Below are 15944 nucleotides of genomic sequence, written 5' to 3' on the forward strand. Positions count from 1 at the left end.
CCCCGCTCCCCCCGCTCAATGTTTGAGGATCTTGGACAGGAAGTCCCTGGCACGCTCGCTGCGCGGTGCGGTGAAGAACTCCTCCGGGGTCCGGTCCTCGACGATGCGGCCGTCGGCCATGAAGACGACGCGGCCCGCGGCCGAGCGGGCGAAGCCCATCTCGTGCGTGACGACCACCATCGTCATGCCGTCCTCGGCGAGTTGGCGCATGACCTCCAGCACCTCGTTGATCATCTCCGGGTCGAGCGCGGAGGTCGGCTCGTCGAACAGGAGGGCCTTGGGCTCCATGGCCAGGGCGCGGGCGATGGCCACGCTCCCCCAGTGCCTGAAGGGCCTGGGGGCAGCCCCAGCTGCCGGCCGCCGGAGAGCTGGGCGGGGAACTTGGGCGCCTGGTCGGCGAGTCCGACCCGGTCCAGGAGGTCGCGGGAGCGCCGGTCGGCCTCCTCCTTCCTGCGGCCGCGGACCAGCCGCGCGAGCGCCTTGCCCTCCTCCGGGAGCGGCTGTCCGTCGAGCAGGATCGAGCCGGACGCGATGGTCTCCAGCCGGTTGATCGTCCTGCACAGGGTGGACTTGCCCGACCCGGACGGGCCGATGACGACGACCACCTCCCCCTTGCCGACGGTGAGGTCGATGTCCTGCAGGACATGCAGCTCCCCGTAGTACTTGTTGACGTCACGCAGCTCGATCAACGGATCGACGGCCATTCGCAGCCCTACTCACTCTCAGCTGTGTCGTGGTTGCCGCAAACTATCCAGACAAGACTGGAGTTAATACACGACACGCACTTTTCGGGCATTAGCCGTATTTAAGCCGAACCATGAGTCACACAAGCCCCACCGATCACGCCTCGGCGACCTCGGCGTACAGCTGCGAGAGCTCGGGCACCCCGCTCTCGGCCCACTCGTGGCCAGAGGTCACGACGTCGAACTCGCGCCCCGAGGCGAGCTTCACGACGGGCTGACCGTCCGGCCAGATCTCCCAGACGGCACCCGGCACGGTGCGCACGATCACGGTGCCGAGGTACAGACCGGCGTCGTTGCCCAGCCAGTGCGCCGTCTCCTCGTCGCCGCGCCAGCGCGGCAGCAGTTGGTCGAGCGCCTCCAAGGAGGCGGCGGAGTCGTCGAGTTGGACGCCGTCGCGGCCGGCCTGGGAGCGCAGCAGCTCGCACTCGGAGAGGAGTTCGGCGATGCCCTCCGCGTCACGCACCGGGGGGCTGTCGCGACGCCTGCCGAGGAAAGGGATGTTCATACCTTCAGCGTCGCATCGACCACCGCCCTCGCACCACAGGCGCGCGCATGCCCTTGCCAAGGTTATTCATCTTCCGTAGAGTTCATCGGGTCATGAGTTCAACGTCTGTTGACTTCGACGCGGAGAGGCTGGGACCCGTGCAGAAGATCCCCTTCCAGGTGAACGAGGGCGGGCTCGTCGCACTGCTGCCGAACGGGCACGTCGAGTTCCTCGCCGCCTCGGCGCGGGAGCTGATCGAGCGCCACAACTCCGGACTGCCGGTGTCCGCCGAGGAGTTGATGACGTACGCGGTCACCGATCCGCTGGTGACGCTGGACCGCTTCCATCTGCCGGCGCCGGCGATCGCGTTCGTCGAGACCACGAACCTGTGCAACCTGCGCTGCAAGCACTGCTACGCGGACTCCGCGCTGAAGCGGCCGGACGAGATGTCCACCCCGGCGATCAAGTCGTTGCTCGACGACTTCGCCGAACTGGGCGTGCTCCAGGTGTTCCTGACGGGTGGTGAGATCTTCTCGCACCGGGACGCGGTCGAGATCATCCGGCATGCCCGCGGCAAGCCGTTCAGCACGCAGATCTTCACCAACGGGCTGCTGGTGACCGAGGAGCGGCTCGCGGCGATCCCGCCGGGCCAGTCCTTCTTCATCAGCTTCGACACGGCCGACCCGGAGCGGACGGTGCGCGGCCGGATGGACTTCCCGAAGCTGGAGCGCGCCTTCGAGGCGATGCGCCGGCACGGGCATGTCTTCCGTACGGCGATCTCGGTGCACCGGGGCAACATCCGGGACGCCGAGGAGATCTTCGACTGGTGTGCCGAGCGCGGGTATCCGCGGCCGCAGTGGCTGGAGACGCATCCGGTGGGCCGGGCGCTGCTGCACCCGGACATGCTGCTGCGGCCCGAGGACGTGGACGAGGTGTTCGACGTCTACCGGCGCTGCATGGAGCGGTATTCCAGCGCGCCGGGCGACCTGGCCGCGGAGGCGGCGGAGAGCGCCGGGCAGCCTGCGCCGCGGGCCGCGGACGAGATCCGCGGCGTGGACACGATCCAGTTCTGCCAGCGGCTGGAGCGGGCCGTCGGCCAGGAGAAGTGCGGGCGTTCGGTCGTCTACGTCAACAGCCGCGGGGACGTGTACCCGTGCAGCAACTGCATGTCGGGACAGCTCTATCAGGCCGGGAACGTCACCCGGCGGCCGTTCGCGGAGATCTGGGAGTCCGGGTTCGACGAGTTCCGTGACTTCCGCTTCGAGGACCACTCGGTGTGCGGGAGCTGCCCGGTGGCGCGGGAGGACATCTGGTGCCAGTTCCGGTGCCCGCCGCTGGCCCGCAACCTCACCGGGGATCCGAGGGGCTGCGGCGCCACCGAGTACCTCCAGGAGTTCATGCTGCGCGCCGGCCGCTACTGGCGGGAGCGCAAGCAGAGGGACGTACACCTGACGCTCACCCCGCGCTAAGCGGACCTGGTGAAGTCGGCTGCGGTACGGCAGCGCCGCCAAGGGGCGCGGGGAACTGCGCGACCAGCCACGACGGCGCCGCAGACGAACGACGACACATCGCCGCACATCCAGCGGAGCGCTTAGGCGCCGTCCCGCGCCCGGCGAACCGGCCGGGCCCCATCGCCCCCGCTCCCGACGACGTGGGCGGGCCCCCACCCGGGTGGCGGCGCAGGCCGTCGCCCCTCAGTGAAGGGAACAACGTCATGCCGGAAGAGAAGAAGGTCATCCGCATCCATCTGGAGCCGGGGCAGGAGGGCGTGACCCTGAGCGCCGTCGGCGCCGCCTCCGCCACCGCGCCCGCCGAGACGCTCGTGGAGGCCACCAACATCACCGAGGCCACGGTCATCGAGGTCGAGGTCTGACCAACGCCCGTGCCGACAGGAACCGGAGCGGAGCAACACCTCCAGGGCCCGTAGAGGGACGGGTCCGAGGAGTGCGCGGTCTGCAACGAGCCCCCCGGATGAGGCGAGCAGAGCGCCGCACGGCCTTCCCGGCCCGTGAGGGACGGGCCGGGAAGGGCCGGGAAGGGCCGGGCCCGAACCAGGTGTGAGGAGACGAGGTCGCGATGAGCAAGACGGTTGCTTCAGCCGGCACCACCGCCGTGCGCCCCGGCACAGGGCTCGCGCGGCTGCTCCGGGAGAACCCCGCGCTGCGGATCGGCCAGGACGACTACAACATCAACGTGACCGCCAACTACGGCGAGCGGCTCACGCCCGCCGAGGTCGGCGACGCCCTGCGCGAGCACCCGGGAGCGGGCCGGCCCGCGCATCTCTACTTCCATGTGCCGCTGTGCGCGTACATCTGCCACTTCTGCAACTACGTCAAGCGCAAGGTGCCGGGCGGCGCGGAGGGCGAGCGCGCGACGCGGCTGTGGACCGACCTGCTGCTCGACGAGTCGGGGCGCCGGCTCGCGCACGAGCCCTGGCTGGCCGACGCTTCGATCGAGTCCGTCTATCTCGGCGGCGGAACCGCCTCGTTACTCGGCAGCGAGCAACTGGAGCGTCTGGTACGGCACATGAGGGAGCGTTACTCGCTGACCGGCGACTGCGAGATCTCCCTCGAGGGCAACCCCGACAACTTCCTGCGCGACGAGCTCGCCGAGGCCTGCGCGATCGGCTTCAACCGGTTCAGCGTCGGCGTGCAGTCCCTGCAGAGCGAGGTCAACGCGTTCGCGGGGCGCGGCCACGACGCGGCCATGTCGATCAGGGCCATCGAGAAACTGCGGGCCACCGGAAAGCCGTTCAACGTCGACATGATGTTCGGGCTGCCCCACCAGACGCCCGCGAAGGTCGCCGACGACATCCGCTGTCTGATCGACCACGGCGTCCCCACCATCACCATCTACCGGCTGCGCAACGCGGACCGCGCGAAGATGGGCATCGGCAACCGGGCCCTGTGGAACGTGGAGAGCGTCCGCGACCGGCTGCGCGAGGAACACCGCTTCCCCGGCCTCGACGAGACCTACGCGATGCGCGAGGCCATCGTCGAACTGCTGCTGGACGCCGGCTACCACCCGAGCCCCTGCGGCTGGTGGAACCGGCCCGGCGTCTACCCGGACGGCAACATCCCGCGCGTCTCCCGCAACAAGTGGCAGCGCCACGACTCGATGATCGCGTACGGCCCCGGGGCGTACGGCTGGCTCACCCGCGACGACGACACGGTGGTCCAGACCCACAACATCGCCGACATCAGCGGCTACGCACGCCGGTTGCAGGAGGGGCCCGGGCTGCCGCTGGCCTTCGGACGCCGGCTCGCGGGCCTTGAGGCGATCGGCCTCGTGCTGGGCTTCAACTTCAAGGCCAACCAGCCCATCGACGCGGGGCGCTTCCGCCGCCGCTTCGGGGTGGAGCTGTTCCAGGACGAGCCGTTCGCCTCGGTCTTCGCCGAGCTGCTGGAGCGCGGGCTGGTCGAGCCGGTGCCCGGCGAGCCGGAGAGCGTGATACCGACGCTGGACGGCGAGGCGCTGCACGAGGAGATCATCAGCGTCTACTTCCACCAGCGCGTCGGCAGTTTCGCCGACGCCGTCTGCCGGAGGTGAGCCGGTGACCACCGTCCACCGCCACCTCCGGTGGCACAGGGACCGGGGCGGGACCGCCTACCGCACGAGGCGGTCCTTCCCCGCGACACCCGCGAACGCCACCGTGGTGCTCGCGGGCCCCGGAAGCGTCTCGGCCCTCGACGGCGAGGGCCGAGACGACCGGCTCCTGCGGGACCTGACGGAGCGTCTGGTCGTGGGCGGAGCACAGGTCCTGGACTGCGACATGCCCGCTCGCGACCCCAAGTCGCCCGCCACCGAGGAGGACCGGCGGGTGCGCTGCGAGCGGCTCGGCCAACTCCTCGATTCCAGCCGCCACTTGGCGACCGGCCCGCTCTCCCTGATCGGCTTCTCGCTCGGCGGCCAGGCGTTGTTGCGACTCCTGGAGTCCGGCGCGCCGCCGCGCGCCGACCGGGTGGTCCTGGTGGGCACGGTGGTCGAGGAGGACGTCTTCATGACCTCCCGGATCCCGGCCGTCGAGCTCGTGTACGGCGGTCACGACCTGGTCGGCTACCTCGCCGACGCCTCCGACGACAAGCTGCCGCCCGCCGTCTTCGACCCGGGCATGTACGCCGACTGGTCCGCCCGCCATGTCATCGGCACCCACACCCCCGCCGTCCGGGTCCATGTGCTCGAAGGGCTCGGCCACACCCTCCACCCGTGCGGCACCGGCCCGGCCCGAGACCCGCTCACGGCGCTCACCTCGCTGGTGGGGGCCGAATGGTGACGAACCGTCAGCAGTGTCGCACTGGTCCGACCCCCCGCCATCGGTAATCCGCCCGACCCAGTCGCCCGAAGGAAAGAGGACCACATGTCCGCCAGCGAGACGCTCTCCAGTCGGCGTTTCGACAAGATCGCCGGCAACTTCGCGACCAGCGAGGTGCACCGGTCGAGCCCGACGATGGAGGCCCTGCACGAGACGCTGGGCCCGCAGACCGGTGCCGAGATCTGCGACGTCGCCTGCGGCGCGGGTCATCTCGCGCTGTCCTTCGCCGACGAGTACCCGTCCCGGCTCGTCGGTGTGGACCCCGCGCCGTCCATGCTGGAGTCTTTCCGCCGGCTCGCGGCCGACCGGTCCATGACAGTGGAGACCGCGCAGGCCGCGGCCGAGGAACTCCCCTTCCCCGACGGCTCGTTCGACCTGGTCGTCTCCCGGCTCGCACCCCACCACTTCCAGGACATGCCCAAGGCGATCGGCGAGATGGCCCGGCTGCTGCGCCCCGGCGGCCGGCTCGCCGTCATCGACCTGGAGGGGCACGAGGACCCGGAGACCGACGCGCTCAACCACGAGCTGGAGGTCCTGCACGACCCGACCCATGTGCGCAGCTACACCCTCACGGAGTGGATCGCCTTCCTGCAGGGCGCCGGACTGAACGTCCCGGTGGCCCGCGGCCGGCAGGCCGAGAGCCGCACCGGGGTGCCGGTGAAGCGCTGGTGCGAGATCGCCTCCTCCGGCGCCGAGGCCGAGCGGGCGATCCGCCGCCGGCTGGCCGAGGCACCCGAGGCACAGCGTGCGGCACTGGGCATCCGGCAGGACGGCGAGGAGTTCCTCATCCCCGTGCGCACCTGCATGCTGATCGGCGTCAAGCCGCTGGGCGGGGTGCGCTGAGATGCCGGTGATCAGGCTCTACTCCCCCGCCGAGAGCCCCGGCGCCACCGCCCTGGCCCAACTGGCCGACGCGGTGACGGAGTTGCTCGGTCTGCCGGCCGGGCAGTGCTGGGTGTGGTGGCAGCAGCTCAGGCCAGGCACCTACCACCGCCCCGAGTGGCGCGGCGACCCCGAGAACCCGGCGCCGGTCGGTCTCGTCATCTGCAAGGAGAGCTACGGCACCGATCAAGTCGGGGCGCTGCTGCGGGTGTTGCAGGGGCGACTCGCCGAACTCCTCGGTGTGCGGCGGGAGGAGATCTATCTGACGGTGCAGCGCGCCACCGCCGGCGAACTCCTCGTACGGGACGAAGTGTGGTCACCCGACGCCGGACAGCCGGCGCCGGAGGCGATCGCGGACCTCGTGCCGGTGGCGTACGTGCACAACGAGCGGCGTGAACTCACCGACGACCACTGGGGAGATGTGGCCTCGGTGATCCGCCTCGACGGCGGCCGGTTCACCCCCGAGGCGCTGCTCTCGCTCGACTCCTTCTCGCACCTGGAGGTCGTCTTCCACTTCCACCGAGTGCCGCCCGGGAAGATCCAGACGGCCGCCCGGCATCCCCGCAACAACCCCGAGTGGCCGCTGGCCGGGATCTTCGCCCAGCGCGGCAAGAACCGGCCCAACCGCATCGGCGTCTCGCGCTGCCGGCTGCTGAAGGTGGACGGGCTCGACGTGCACGTCCTGGGCCTCGACGCGGTGGACGGCACGCCCGTGCTCGACATCAAGCCGTACCTGAGGCAGTTCGGGCCGCGCGAGGAGGTCGTACAGCCGGAGTGGGTGGACGACCTGATGCGGGACTACTACTCCGGATCGCCGGAGCCCGAACTGCCCTGAAGTCCCCTCAACTCCCTTCTACGGAGGCCGACATGAAGAGTCCCGCCGGGCGGGGGCGGCTGCCGGGTCCGGCGCTCGCGCTGCTCGCCGCCGTGTTCGTCGACGCGCTCGGCAGCGGGCTCTACATGTCGGTCTCCGTCGTCTTCCTCACCCGGTATCTGGGCCTGGGCGACGGGCAGGTGGGTGTCGGGCTGTCCGTCGCGGGCGCGCTGTCGTTCGCGCTGCTGGTGCCGACCGGGATCCTGGCGGACCGGGCGGGCGCGCGCCGCACGCTCATGGCCGCTCATCTCGTACGGGCCGCGCTGCTGACCGTGTATCCGCTCGCGTCGGGCTTCGTGCCGTTCCTGTGCGTGGTGTCCCTGCTCGCGGTGGCCGACCGGGCGGCCTCGCCGCTGCTGCAGGGCCTGTTCGGTACGGCGGTCGAGGGCCCGCAGCGGGTGCGGGCGATGGGGCGGGCCCGGTCGCTGCAGAACCTGGGGCTGGCGTTGGGCGGTCTGGTGGCCGGGGCGGTGCTGGTGGCGGACAGCGACGCGGTGTACCTGGGCGTCGTATACGCGAACGCGGTGTCGTTCGTGGTGGCCGCCCTCCTGGTCGCGCGGCTGCGGGCCGGGCAGGACGACGGGCGGTCCGGTGTACGACCGCTGCCGTGGCGGCAGCGGCTCGGGGTCTTCCGGGACCGCCGCTTCGCCGCGCTCACCGCGCTCAACTCCCTGGTCAGTCTGCATGTGACGGTCCTGACGGCGGGCGTACCGCTGTGGGTGCTGGCGCACCCGTCCGCGCTCCCCCGCGCCGTCATCGCCTGGGCGGTGGTGCTCAACACCGTCGTCGTGGTGCTGTTCCAGGTGCGGGCGACCCGCGCCACCGAGACCGCGGCGGACGGCGGCCGGGCGCTCGGGCTGAGCGGGATGCTGCTGGCGGTGGGCTGCGGCGCGCTGGCCATCACCGGGGCGCTGCCCATGCCGTACGCCGTCGCGGTGCTGCTCGCCGCGGTGGCTTTCCAGGCGTTCGCCGAGATGCACCAGCAGGCGGGGGCCTGGGCGATCTCGTACGAACTCGCCCCCGAGGACCGCCGTCAGGTCTATCTCGCCTTCTTCAGCCTGGGCAACGCCGCGCGCAACACCTACGGGCCGCTGGTCGTCACCTTCCTGGTGGTGCGGCAGGGCGTCGTGGGCTGGCTGCTGCTCGGGGCCCTCGTACTCGGCGCCGGGACGTGGGCGGCAAGGTCCAGCCGCCTGGCCCCCGCGACCGGCACCACGTCCGCACCGGCCGCACCGCTGACCGACGTCCAAGGAGAAACCCATGGCCAACGCGCCTGAGCAGTCCGTCATCGTCGTCGGGGCCGGACCCACCGGACTCGCGCTGGCCTGTGAACTGGCCGCCGCCGGAGTGTCCTGCACCGTCCTGGAACGCCGTACCTCCCCGTCCGCGCAGTCCCGGGCCATGGGCCTGTACAGCAGGACGATGGAGGTGCTCGACCTGCGCGGCCACGCCGACGCGCTGACGGCGGTGGGCCGGCCGGTGGGCCGCATGGTGCCCGCGCGGGGCGCGGTGCTCGACTTCACCGAGCTCGACACGCGCTTCCCGGCGCTGCACGTGATCCCGCAGAGCCGCACCGAGGAGGTGCTGCAGCGGCACGCCCTCGATCTCGGGGTCATCGTGCAGCGCGGGGCCGAGGTGTTCGGGCTCGAGCAGGACGGCTCGGGGGTGGTGCTGCAGGTGCGCACCGAGAGCGGGGAGTGGGAGGAGAGCGCGGACTACGTCGTCGGCTGCGACGGGGCGCACAGCGCGGTGCGCGAGCTTGCGGGCATCGCGTTTCGCGGTCGTACGTACGACATCGCGCCGGTCCTCGCGGACGTACGGCTGCGCAAGCCGCCGCCGGACGACGTGCTGGTGCTGTCCGGGGGCGGCGGGGTGATGGTGTCGGTGCCGTACGGGGACGGGCTGTACCGGATCGCGGTGGCGCGGCGGGACCGGCCGTGGACGCGGGAGGCGGTGACGCTGGAGGAGCTGTCCGAGCTGCTGACGTTGTCGCTGGGGTTCGATCCGGGGCCGTACGACGCGGAGTGGCTGGCCCGCTTCAAGATCCATCAGCGGATCGCGGACAGCTATCGGACCGGGCGGGTGCTGCTGGCCGGGGACGCGGCGCACCTGCACTCGCCGCTGGGCGGGCAGGGGCTGAATCTGGGCATCCAGGACGCCGTCAACCTGGGGTGGAAGCTGGCGGCGGCGGTGCAGGGGTGGGCGCCGGCGGGGCTGCTCGACTCGTACGAGACGGAGCGGCGGCCCCAGGCCCAACGCATCCTGCGCGCGACGGACCGGGCGACCGCGCTGGCCACGAGTCCGTCGGGGGCGGTGACTGCGGCCCGGCGGGTGGTGCTGGCGGGGCTGCTGGGGCGGCGGACTGTGCGGCGCGTTGCCGGGGAGGCGATCTCGGGGCTGCGGGCGGGGTATGGGGGGCGGGGTGGTTCGGGAGGGGCCGGCTTGGGGAGTGGTCGGGGTGCTTCGGGGCTGGGGGGCACGGGGCGGAGGAGTTCGTTGCTGCGGGCCGGGCTGGGAGGGCTTGGTGTGGGGAGCGGTGAGCGGGCGTCGGGCTTGCGGGCCGGGCTGGGGAGCTCGGGTGGGCGGGCCGGACTGGGTGGTTCGGGTGTGCGGGCCGGGCTGGGTGGCTTGGGGTCGCTGCGGGCTGCCGTAGGGGGTTCCGGTGTGCGGGTCGGGCGGCGGGTGGGCGACTTGACGGTGCCGCGGCCTGGGGGTGCGCCGGTTCGGTTGTACGAGTTGATGCGGGACGGGCGGTTCGTGTTGCTCGATCTGACCGTGGACGGGCGTGGGGCCGGGGTGGCCGAGGCCTGGGGGTCGCGGGTGTGTCCTGTGCTTGTCGCCGGGCCTGTGGGTGAACTCGGTGGTGTGGCTGGGTTGTTGGTGCGGCCGGATGGTTATGCGGCTTGGGTGGACGGGGAGGGGGATCCGGGCGGGTTCGAGGGGCGGGTGCGGGAGGCGTTGCTTCGGTGGTGCGGGGCGGAGGGGCCGGTGGCTCGGCGGGGGGTGGAGGCGGGGCCCGGGGAAGGGGCGTTGGCGGGGCGGGAGCGTGAGTCGGAAGCGGCGGAGGTCGAGCCGGAGGAGTCGGCGGAGGTTGAACAGGCGTGACGCGGTGGGGTGGTTGCGGCTTGCGGATCTCGCCCCCGCCGCCCCTACCCGTCCCATCCCCAGGGGCTCCGCCCCTTCGACCCCGGCGGGGACTACGTCCCCTGCACCCCTCATGGGGCTCCGCTCCTGCACCCCGCCGGGACTCCGCCTGTACACCCCACCGGGACTCCCCCTCCACCCCGCCCGTACACCCCGCCAGGGCTCCCCTCTGCACCCCGCCGGGGCCCCGCCCGGACCCCGTTCGGCCCTGAAGGGGCCTCGTCCTCAAACGCCGGACGGGCTGGAGGGGGGCGACCGGCGCCGAGAAGGCGTCGCCCTGGCGGGTGGGTGGGGCTGGGGATGGCAAACGCTCGGGCTCGAACCGCGGACGGAACGGAGGTACCGACCGGCACCGAGAGAGCACCGCCCCGAAGAGTGGGTGAGGCGGGATGGCAAGTGGTCGGCCTCGAACCGCGGACGAAACAGAGGTACCGACCCGCACCGAGAGAGCACCGCCCCGAAGAGTGGGTGAGGCGGGGTGGCAAGTGGTCGGCCTCAGGTCCAGGGAGTCGAGGTACCAGCCGGCAGCGAGCGAGGAGCGGCCGGTGGGCGGTGAAGGGTGGCAGACACCTCGGCGGCGATCCCAACACGCCCTCTGCAAGGCACAGTCGCGGCACCGCCGCTCCAACCATCTGCCCCGTCCACGACCCGCGTCCCACACGAAAGGCCCCCGTCATGGCACACCCCGCATCACCGCGTTCCCTCCGTACCCGCGAGGCGATTCTGCGGGCCGCTCGGGTGCGGTTTGCCGCTGAGGGGTATCAGCGGGCGACCATACGGGCCATCGCCGCCGGCGCCTCGATAGATCCGTCCATGGTGATGCGGTACTTCGGCAGCAAGGAGCAGCTCTTCGACGCCGCCCTCGACGTCGACCTGGGCCTACCCGACCTCACCGGCACCGATCCGGAGCGGCTCCCCCAGACCCTCGTCGCCCACTTCCTCGCCCCCTGGGAGGACGACTCCGACGAGGGCTCCCTGCGGCTCCTCCTGCGCTGCGCGGCCACCAACGAACGCGCCGCCGAACACCTGCGCCACATGCTCCACGAGCAGTTCACCAGCAGCCTCACCGGCGTACTGGGCCACGAGCGGGCCGCCGCCGGGAGCGGGCTGCTCGCCGCGCAGTTGCTGGGGGTGGCGTTCACCCGGTACGTGCTCCGGCTGCGGCCCATCGCCGACCTCTCCGTGCCCGCCCTCGCCGAACTCGTCGCCCCCTCGATGCGGACGGCCCTCGCACTGCACGTACCCTCGCCCCTGTGACAGCCACATTCGTCCTGGACGGGACACGCATCCGTACCCTCGAGGACTTCTGGCGGGAGATCGGCGAGGCCGTCAACGGCCCCGGCGGCTACTTCGGCAAGAACCTCGACGCCCTCATCGACTGTCTGCGGGGCGGGTTCGGGACTCCCGAGGACGACGACTATGTCATGGAGTGGCGGGATCATGCCGTGTCCCGCGAACGTCTCGGGCATGCGGAGACCGCTCGGCAGCTGGAGATCCGGCTCTCCCACTGTCATCCCACCAACCGGCCCGCCGTCGCCGCCGAGTTGGCCGCCGCCCGCGCCGGGCAGGGCGACACCGTCTTCGACTGGCTCGTCCGGATCTTCGAGCAACAGGTGCCCGGCGTCCTGCGGTTGAGCTGAAGGGGCAACTGCCGCTCCTCGTCCCTCAGTTGCGCCAACTCACCGGCGAGCGGTACGGCGCGGCGGGGGCAGGCCGCTCCCAGAGCGGGACGACCCGTACCGACTCCTCGTCCTCGGCCTCGGCTTCCGCCTCCACCGTCGCCGCCCGCGCCAGCAACACCGCCGTCAGCGCCGCGAGTTCGTCGGGCGCCGGCTGCCCGCCCCTGAGGATGCGGACCAGCGGCCTCTCCACCTCCGGTCCCGTATCCGACGTCCCCGTCTCCCGTGTCGTCATCCGGCGCTCCTCATCAAGTCGTCCACCTCAAGGCGTCCATATCCCCCAAGTCCCCCGTCACTGCGGCGGATTCCCGTGCTTCCGCGCCGCCAGCTCCGCATGCTTCGTCCGCAGCATCCGCAGGGACTCCACCAGGACCCGGCGCGTGTCGGCCGGGTCCAGGACGTCGTCCAGGAGGCCGCGTTCGGCGGCGTAGTACGGGTGCATCAGCTCGGCCTGGTACTCCTTCACCAGCTGGCGGCGGGTCGCGTCGGGGTCGTCGGCCGCCTTGATGCGGCGGCGGAAGATGACGTTGGCCGCGCCCTCCGCGCCCATCACCGCGATCTCGTTGGTGGGCCAGGCGTACGACAGGTCCGCGCCGACCGAGCGTGAGTCCATGACGATGTAGGCGCCGCCGTATGCCTTGCGGAGGATGAGGGAGATGCGCGGGACGGTGGCGTTGCAGTAGGCGTAGAGGAGCTTCGCACCTCGGCGGATGATGCCGTTGTGTTCCTGGGCGACCCCGGGGAGGAAGCCGGGTACGTCGACCAGCGTCACCAGCGGGATGTTGAACGCGTCGCACATCTGCACGAAGCGGGCCGCCTTCTCGCTGGCGTCGATGTCGAGGACGCCGGCCTGGACGAGTGGCTGGTTGGCGACGATGCCGACGACCTGGCCGCCGAGTCGGGCGAGTGCGCAGATGACGTTGGCCGCCCAGCGTTCGTGGACCTCCAGGAACTCGCCGTCGTCGACGATCTCCTCGACCACCCGGCGCATGTCGTAGGGGCGGTTGCCGTCGGCGGGGACCAGGTCGAGGAGGGCCTCGCAGCTGCGGTCCGCCGGGTCCTCCAGGGGGACGGCCGGCGGGGTCTCGCGGTTGTTGCGCGGGAGGAGGGAGAGGAGGTAGCGGACCTCCTCCAGGCAGGTCTCCTCGTCGTCGTAAGCGAAGTGCGCGACACCCGACACCTCGGCGTGCACGTCGGCGCCGCCGAGGCCGCCGAGCGAGACCCGTTCGCCGGTGACCGCCTGGACGACGTCGGGGCCGGTGATGAACATCTGGGAGGTCTCGCGGACCATGAAGACGAAGTCGGTGAGCGCGGGCGAGTACGCCGCGCCGCCCGCGCACGGGCCCAGCATCACGCTGATCTGCGGGATCACGCCGGACGCCCGGGCGTTGCGGGTGAAGATGCCGCCGTAGCCGGCGAGGGCCGTGACGCCCTCCTGGATACGGGCTCCCGCGCCGTCGTTGAGGGACACCAGCGGGGCGCCCGCGGCGACCGCGCGGTCCATGATGCGGTGGATCTTCTCGGCGTGGGCCTCGCCGAGCGCGCCGCCGAAGATGCGGAAGTCGTGCGCGTAGACGAAGACCGTGCGGCCGTGGACCGTGCCCCAGCCGGTGATGACGCCGTCGGTGTGCGGCTTCTTGTCCTCCAGGCCGAAGCCGGTCGCGCGGTGCCGGCGCAGCTGCTCCGCCTCGTGGAAGCTGCCCTCGTCGAGGAGCAGCGCGATGCGCTCACGGGCGGTGAGCTTGCCCTTGGCGTGCTGGGCCGCGGTGGACTTCTCGTCGGGGCCCTGTGCTATCTCGTCCTTGAGTGCGCGCAGGGCGGCCGCACGGCCGTGGATGCCCGTCGCGGGTGTGGTCCCGGGCGTGCCGGGCTCGCGGGGGCTCATGAGGCGACCGGCGAGAACGGCTCGCCCGCGGTGAGGAGTTCGGGGAACGTGCCGTCCGCGGCCGGCCGGGCGTCCGCCCCGCCCAGCGTCCACTCCAGCAGCGCCGTACCGACGCTCATCCCGCCGCCGAAAGCGGCCAGCACCACCAGCTCGCCGGGGGCGATCACGCCCGTGCGGTCGATTTCGGCCAGGGTGACCGGCACGGAGGCGGCGCCCGTGTTGGCGTAACGCTCCAGAGTGAGGTGGAGCGCGGCGCGGTGCAGGCCGAGGTCGGGCCAGAGCTCGGCGAGCATGATGCCGTTGGCCTGGTGCGGGACGAAGTGGCGTACGGCGTCCGGGAGTACGGCCGCTCCGCGCAGGAGGCGCCCGATCTCGTACGGCAGGTTCTGCTGGACGAAGGAGCGGACTCCGCGTCCGTCCATGCGGAAGTAGTGGCCGCCCTCGGCCACCGTGCTCGGCGAGGCGGGCCGGCGGCTGCCGCCGGCCTCGACGCGGATCAGGCCGTGGGCGTCGCCGCGCGAGACGAGGGAGACGTGCCTCAGGCCCTGTCCGGCCGGGACCGGGCCGAGGACCACCGCGCCGGCGCCGTCGCCGAAGAGGGCGGCCGTGCGGCGGTCGCTGTAGTCGAGGATGCGGGAGTAGATGTCGGCGCCTATGACGAGGGCGTGCCGCGGCTCGCCCGGGGCGGTCCCGGCGAGCAGCCGCTCGGCGGTCTTCAGGGCGTAGACGAAGCCGCTGCACACCGCGTTGACGTCGAAGGCGGCGGCCCGGCGGGCGCCGATACGGTCCTGGACCAGGGCGGCGGTGGCGGGCTGGGGATGGTCGGGTGTGGAGGTGGCCACTACGACGTAAGCAAGTTGACTGGCCGTCAGACCTGCGCGGTCCAGGGCGCGTTGGGCCGCCACGGCGGCCAGGTCCGAGGTGGCCTCGTGGGGAGCGGCGCGGCGCCGCTCGCGGATGCCGGTCTTGCGGACGATCCATTCGTCGGTCACGCCGGCGCCGTGCCCGATCTCCGCGTTGCTGATGACCGTCTTGGGCAGGTACGAGCCCACTCCGGTGATGCCGATGGACTGCACGATTCCTCCTCGGGCAGCGGCGAGCCTCTAACTCACCATGCGTTGAAATCATCGCAGAGCCGCTTGACTAATTCAACACAGAGAGAGTTCACTTGAGCATGAATTAGCGTACGGCGCATCCGGCGCCGTACGGACGTTCACCCAACGGGAGATGCTCACCATGACCGCCTCCACCACTGCGACCACCACGGACACCCGGGCCGAGGCGACCCAGACCCTGATCTCGGCGGGCCGCACCCTGTTCACCGAACGGGGTTACCGGCAGACCGGGTTCACGGACCTCGCCGCGGCGGCCGGCCTGGAACCCGGGTACGCCCGTGAGCTGCTGCCCGACAAGGCGGCGGTGTTCGGCGCACTGGTCGAGCGGACCGTGCGGGTCGCCGGGCTGCTCGGGCCCGCGCTGGCCGAGGGCGTCGACGAGGACCTGCCGGCCCGGCTCGCCCGCACCTTCCTCGCCCTGTGGGAGCCCGGCGAGGACGGGGAGTCCCCGCTGATCGAGGTGTTCCGCGTCGCCCTGTCCGACCGGGAGGCCTCCGCGGTCTGGCGCGAGCGCATCACCGAGGTCCTCAACGGCTCGGTCGACCAGGAACTGCCCGGCGAGGACGCCGTGTTGCGCACCGCGCTGTTCGGCGCCCAGCTCGGCGGCACGGTCGTCGCCCGGCACCTGACCGGAACGGCGGCGGTCGCGTCGGTGGAGATCGAGACGGTCATCGAGACCATCACCCCGGCCCTGCGGCGTACGCTGCTGGGGTCCGCCGACGCTCGGTAGGCCCGGAAACGGACGGCGACAGCCGGTCGGCGGGAGGGCGACCCGCACGTCAACGGCCCGGTACGGAACGGGCTTTCCCAGGCGGCACCTGTGGAT

15 protein-coding genes and 1 pseudogene are annotated in these 15944 nt (G+C 71.8%); 11 read left to right on the top strand and 5 right to left on the bottom strand.

From position 1 onward, the window contains the following. Positions 1-15: 15 nt before the first annotated feature. Positions 16-704: pseudogene (locus ABZ848_RS32235) on the bottom strand (amino acid ABC transporter ATP-binding protein). 136 nt (positions 705-840) lie between these two features. Further along, positions 841-1248: a DUF6278 family protein gene (locus ABZ848_RS32240; protein ID WP_360837615.1), complete on the bottom strand. Its 408-nt coding sequence runs from the start codon at positions 1246-1248 to the stop codon at positions 841-843. A gap of 92 nt (positions 1249-1340) precedes the next feature. On the opposite strand from ABZ848_RS32240, the gene ABZ848_RS32245 reads away from it, so the two are divergent. The 10 genes from ABZ848_RS32245 to ABZ848_RS32290 all read left to right on the top strand — a co-directional run bounded on the left by ABZ848_RS32245 (position 1341) and on the right by ABZ848_RS32290 (position 12079). Next, positions 1341-2696, top strand: a complete 1356-nt coding sequence (locus ABZ848_RS32245; protein WP_360837617.1) for a radical SAM protein — start codon at positions 1341-1343, stop codon at positions 2694-2696. A 245-nt stretch (positions 2697-2941) separates the two neighbouring features. Further along, positions 2942-3100: a hypothetical protein gene (locus ABZ848_RS32250; RefSeq protein WP_158690554.1), complete on the top strand. Its 159-nt coding sequence runs from the start codon at positions 2942-2944 to the stop codon at positions 3098-3100. Between the two features lie 203 nt (positions 3101-3303). After that, positions 3304-4776: a radical SAM protein gene (locus tag ABZ848_RS32255; RefSeq protein ID WP_360837619.1), complete on the top strand. Its 1473-nt coding sequence runs from the start codon at positions 3304-3306 to the stop codon at positions 4774-4776. A gap of 4 nt (positions 4777-4780) precedes the next feature. Further along, positions 4781-5500 carry a hypothetical protein gene (locus tag ABZ848_RS32260; protein WP_360837621.1) on the top strand — a complete coding sequence of 240 codons (720 nt, stop codon included), beginning with the start codon at positions 4781-4783 and terminating at the stop codon, positions 5498-5500. A gap of 84 nt (positions 5501-5584) precedes the next feature. Next, positions 5585-6382 (top strand): class I SAM-dependent methyltransferase, encoded by a 798-nt coding sequence (locus ABZ848_RS32265; protein ID WP_360837623.1) that lies wholly within the window; start codon positions 5585-5587, stop codon positions 6380-6382. A 1-nt stretch (position 6383) separates the two neighbouring features. Further along, the gene (locus ABZ848_RS32270) at positions 6384-7256 is read left to right on the top strand and encodes an SAM-dependent methyltransferase (RefSeq protein WP_360837625.1); all 873 of its coding nucleotides are present in this window, start codon (positions 6384-6386) and stop codon (positions 7254-7256) included. 32 nt (positions 7257-7288) lie between these two features. Further along, positions 7289-8572, top strand: a complete 1284-nt coding sequence (locus ABZ848_RS32275) for an MFS transporter (RefSeq protein ID WP_360837627.1) — start codon at positions 7289-7291, stop codon at positions 8570-8572. Then, on the top strand, positions 8556-10400 hold the full coding sequence (locus tag ABZ848_RS32280) for an FAD-dependent oxidoreductase (RefSeq protein WP_360837629.1): 1845 nt from the start codon (positions 8556-8558) through the stop codon (positions 10398-10400). The genes ABZ848_RS32275 and ABZ848_RS32280 overlap by 17 nt, the downstream gene beginning before the upstream one ends. Positions 10401-11114: 714 nt before the next feature. Continuing rightward, the gene (locus tag ABZ848_RS32285) at positions 11115-11696 is read left to right on the top strand and encodes a TetR family transcriptional regulator (RefSeq protein ID WP_360837631.1); all 582 of its coding nucleotides are present in this window, start codon (positions 11115-11117) and stop codon (positions 11694-11696) included. Further along, positions 11693-12079 carry a barstar family protein gene (locus ABZ848_RS32290; protein ID WP_360837633.1) on the top strand — a complete coding sequence of 129 codons (387 nt, stop codon included), beginning with the start codon at positions 11693-11695 and terminating at the stop codon, positions 12077-12079. Before ABZ848_RS32285 ends, ABZ848_RS32290 begins: the two co-directional genes overlap by 4 nt. Positions 12080-12104: 25 nt before the next feature. Here the strand turns inward: ABZ848_RS32290 and ABZ848_RS32295 are convergent, their stop codons facing one another. The 3 genes from ABZ848_RS32295 to ABZ848_RS32305 are packed head-to-tail and all read right to left on the bottom strand — an operon-like array spanning position 12105 to position 15079. After that, complete coding sequence (locus ABZ848_RS32295) at positions 12105-12353, bottom strand: acyl-CoA carboxylase epsilon subunit (protein ID WP_360837634.1); 249 nt, start codon at positions 12351-12353, stop codon at positions 12105-12107. Between the two features lie 57 nt (positions 12354-12410). After that, on the bottom strand, positions 12411-14003 hold the full coding sequence (locus ABZ848_RS32300; protein WP_360837636.1) for an acyl-CoA carboxylase subunit beta: 1593 nt from the start codon (positions 14001-14003) through the stop codon (positions 12411-12413). Then, on the bottom strand, positions 14000-15079 hold the full coding sequence (locus tag ABZ848_RS32305) for a ketoacyl-ACP synthase III (RefSeq protein WP_360837638.1): 1080 nt from the start codon (positions 15077-15079) through the stop codon (positions 14000-14002). Before ABZ848_RS32305 ends, ABZ848_RS32300 begins: the two co-directional genes overlap by 4 nt. A 160-nt stretch (positions 15080-15239) precedes the next feature. Between ABZ848_RS32305 and ABZ848_RS32310 the strand changes: the two genes are divergently transcribed. Continuing rightward, entirely contained in the window at positions 15240-15848 is a 609-nt protein-coding gene (locus ABZ848_RS32310) for a TetR family transcriptional regulator (RefSeq protein WP_360837640.1), read from the top strand. The last annotated feature ends 96 nt before the right edge of the window (positions 15849-15944 follow it).

Origin of the sequence: Streptomyces sp. NPDC047081, assembly GCF_040643775.1 — a bacterium.
Lineage (GTDB): Bacteria > Actinomycetota > Actinomycetes > Streptomycetales > Streptomycetaceae > Streptomyces.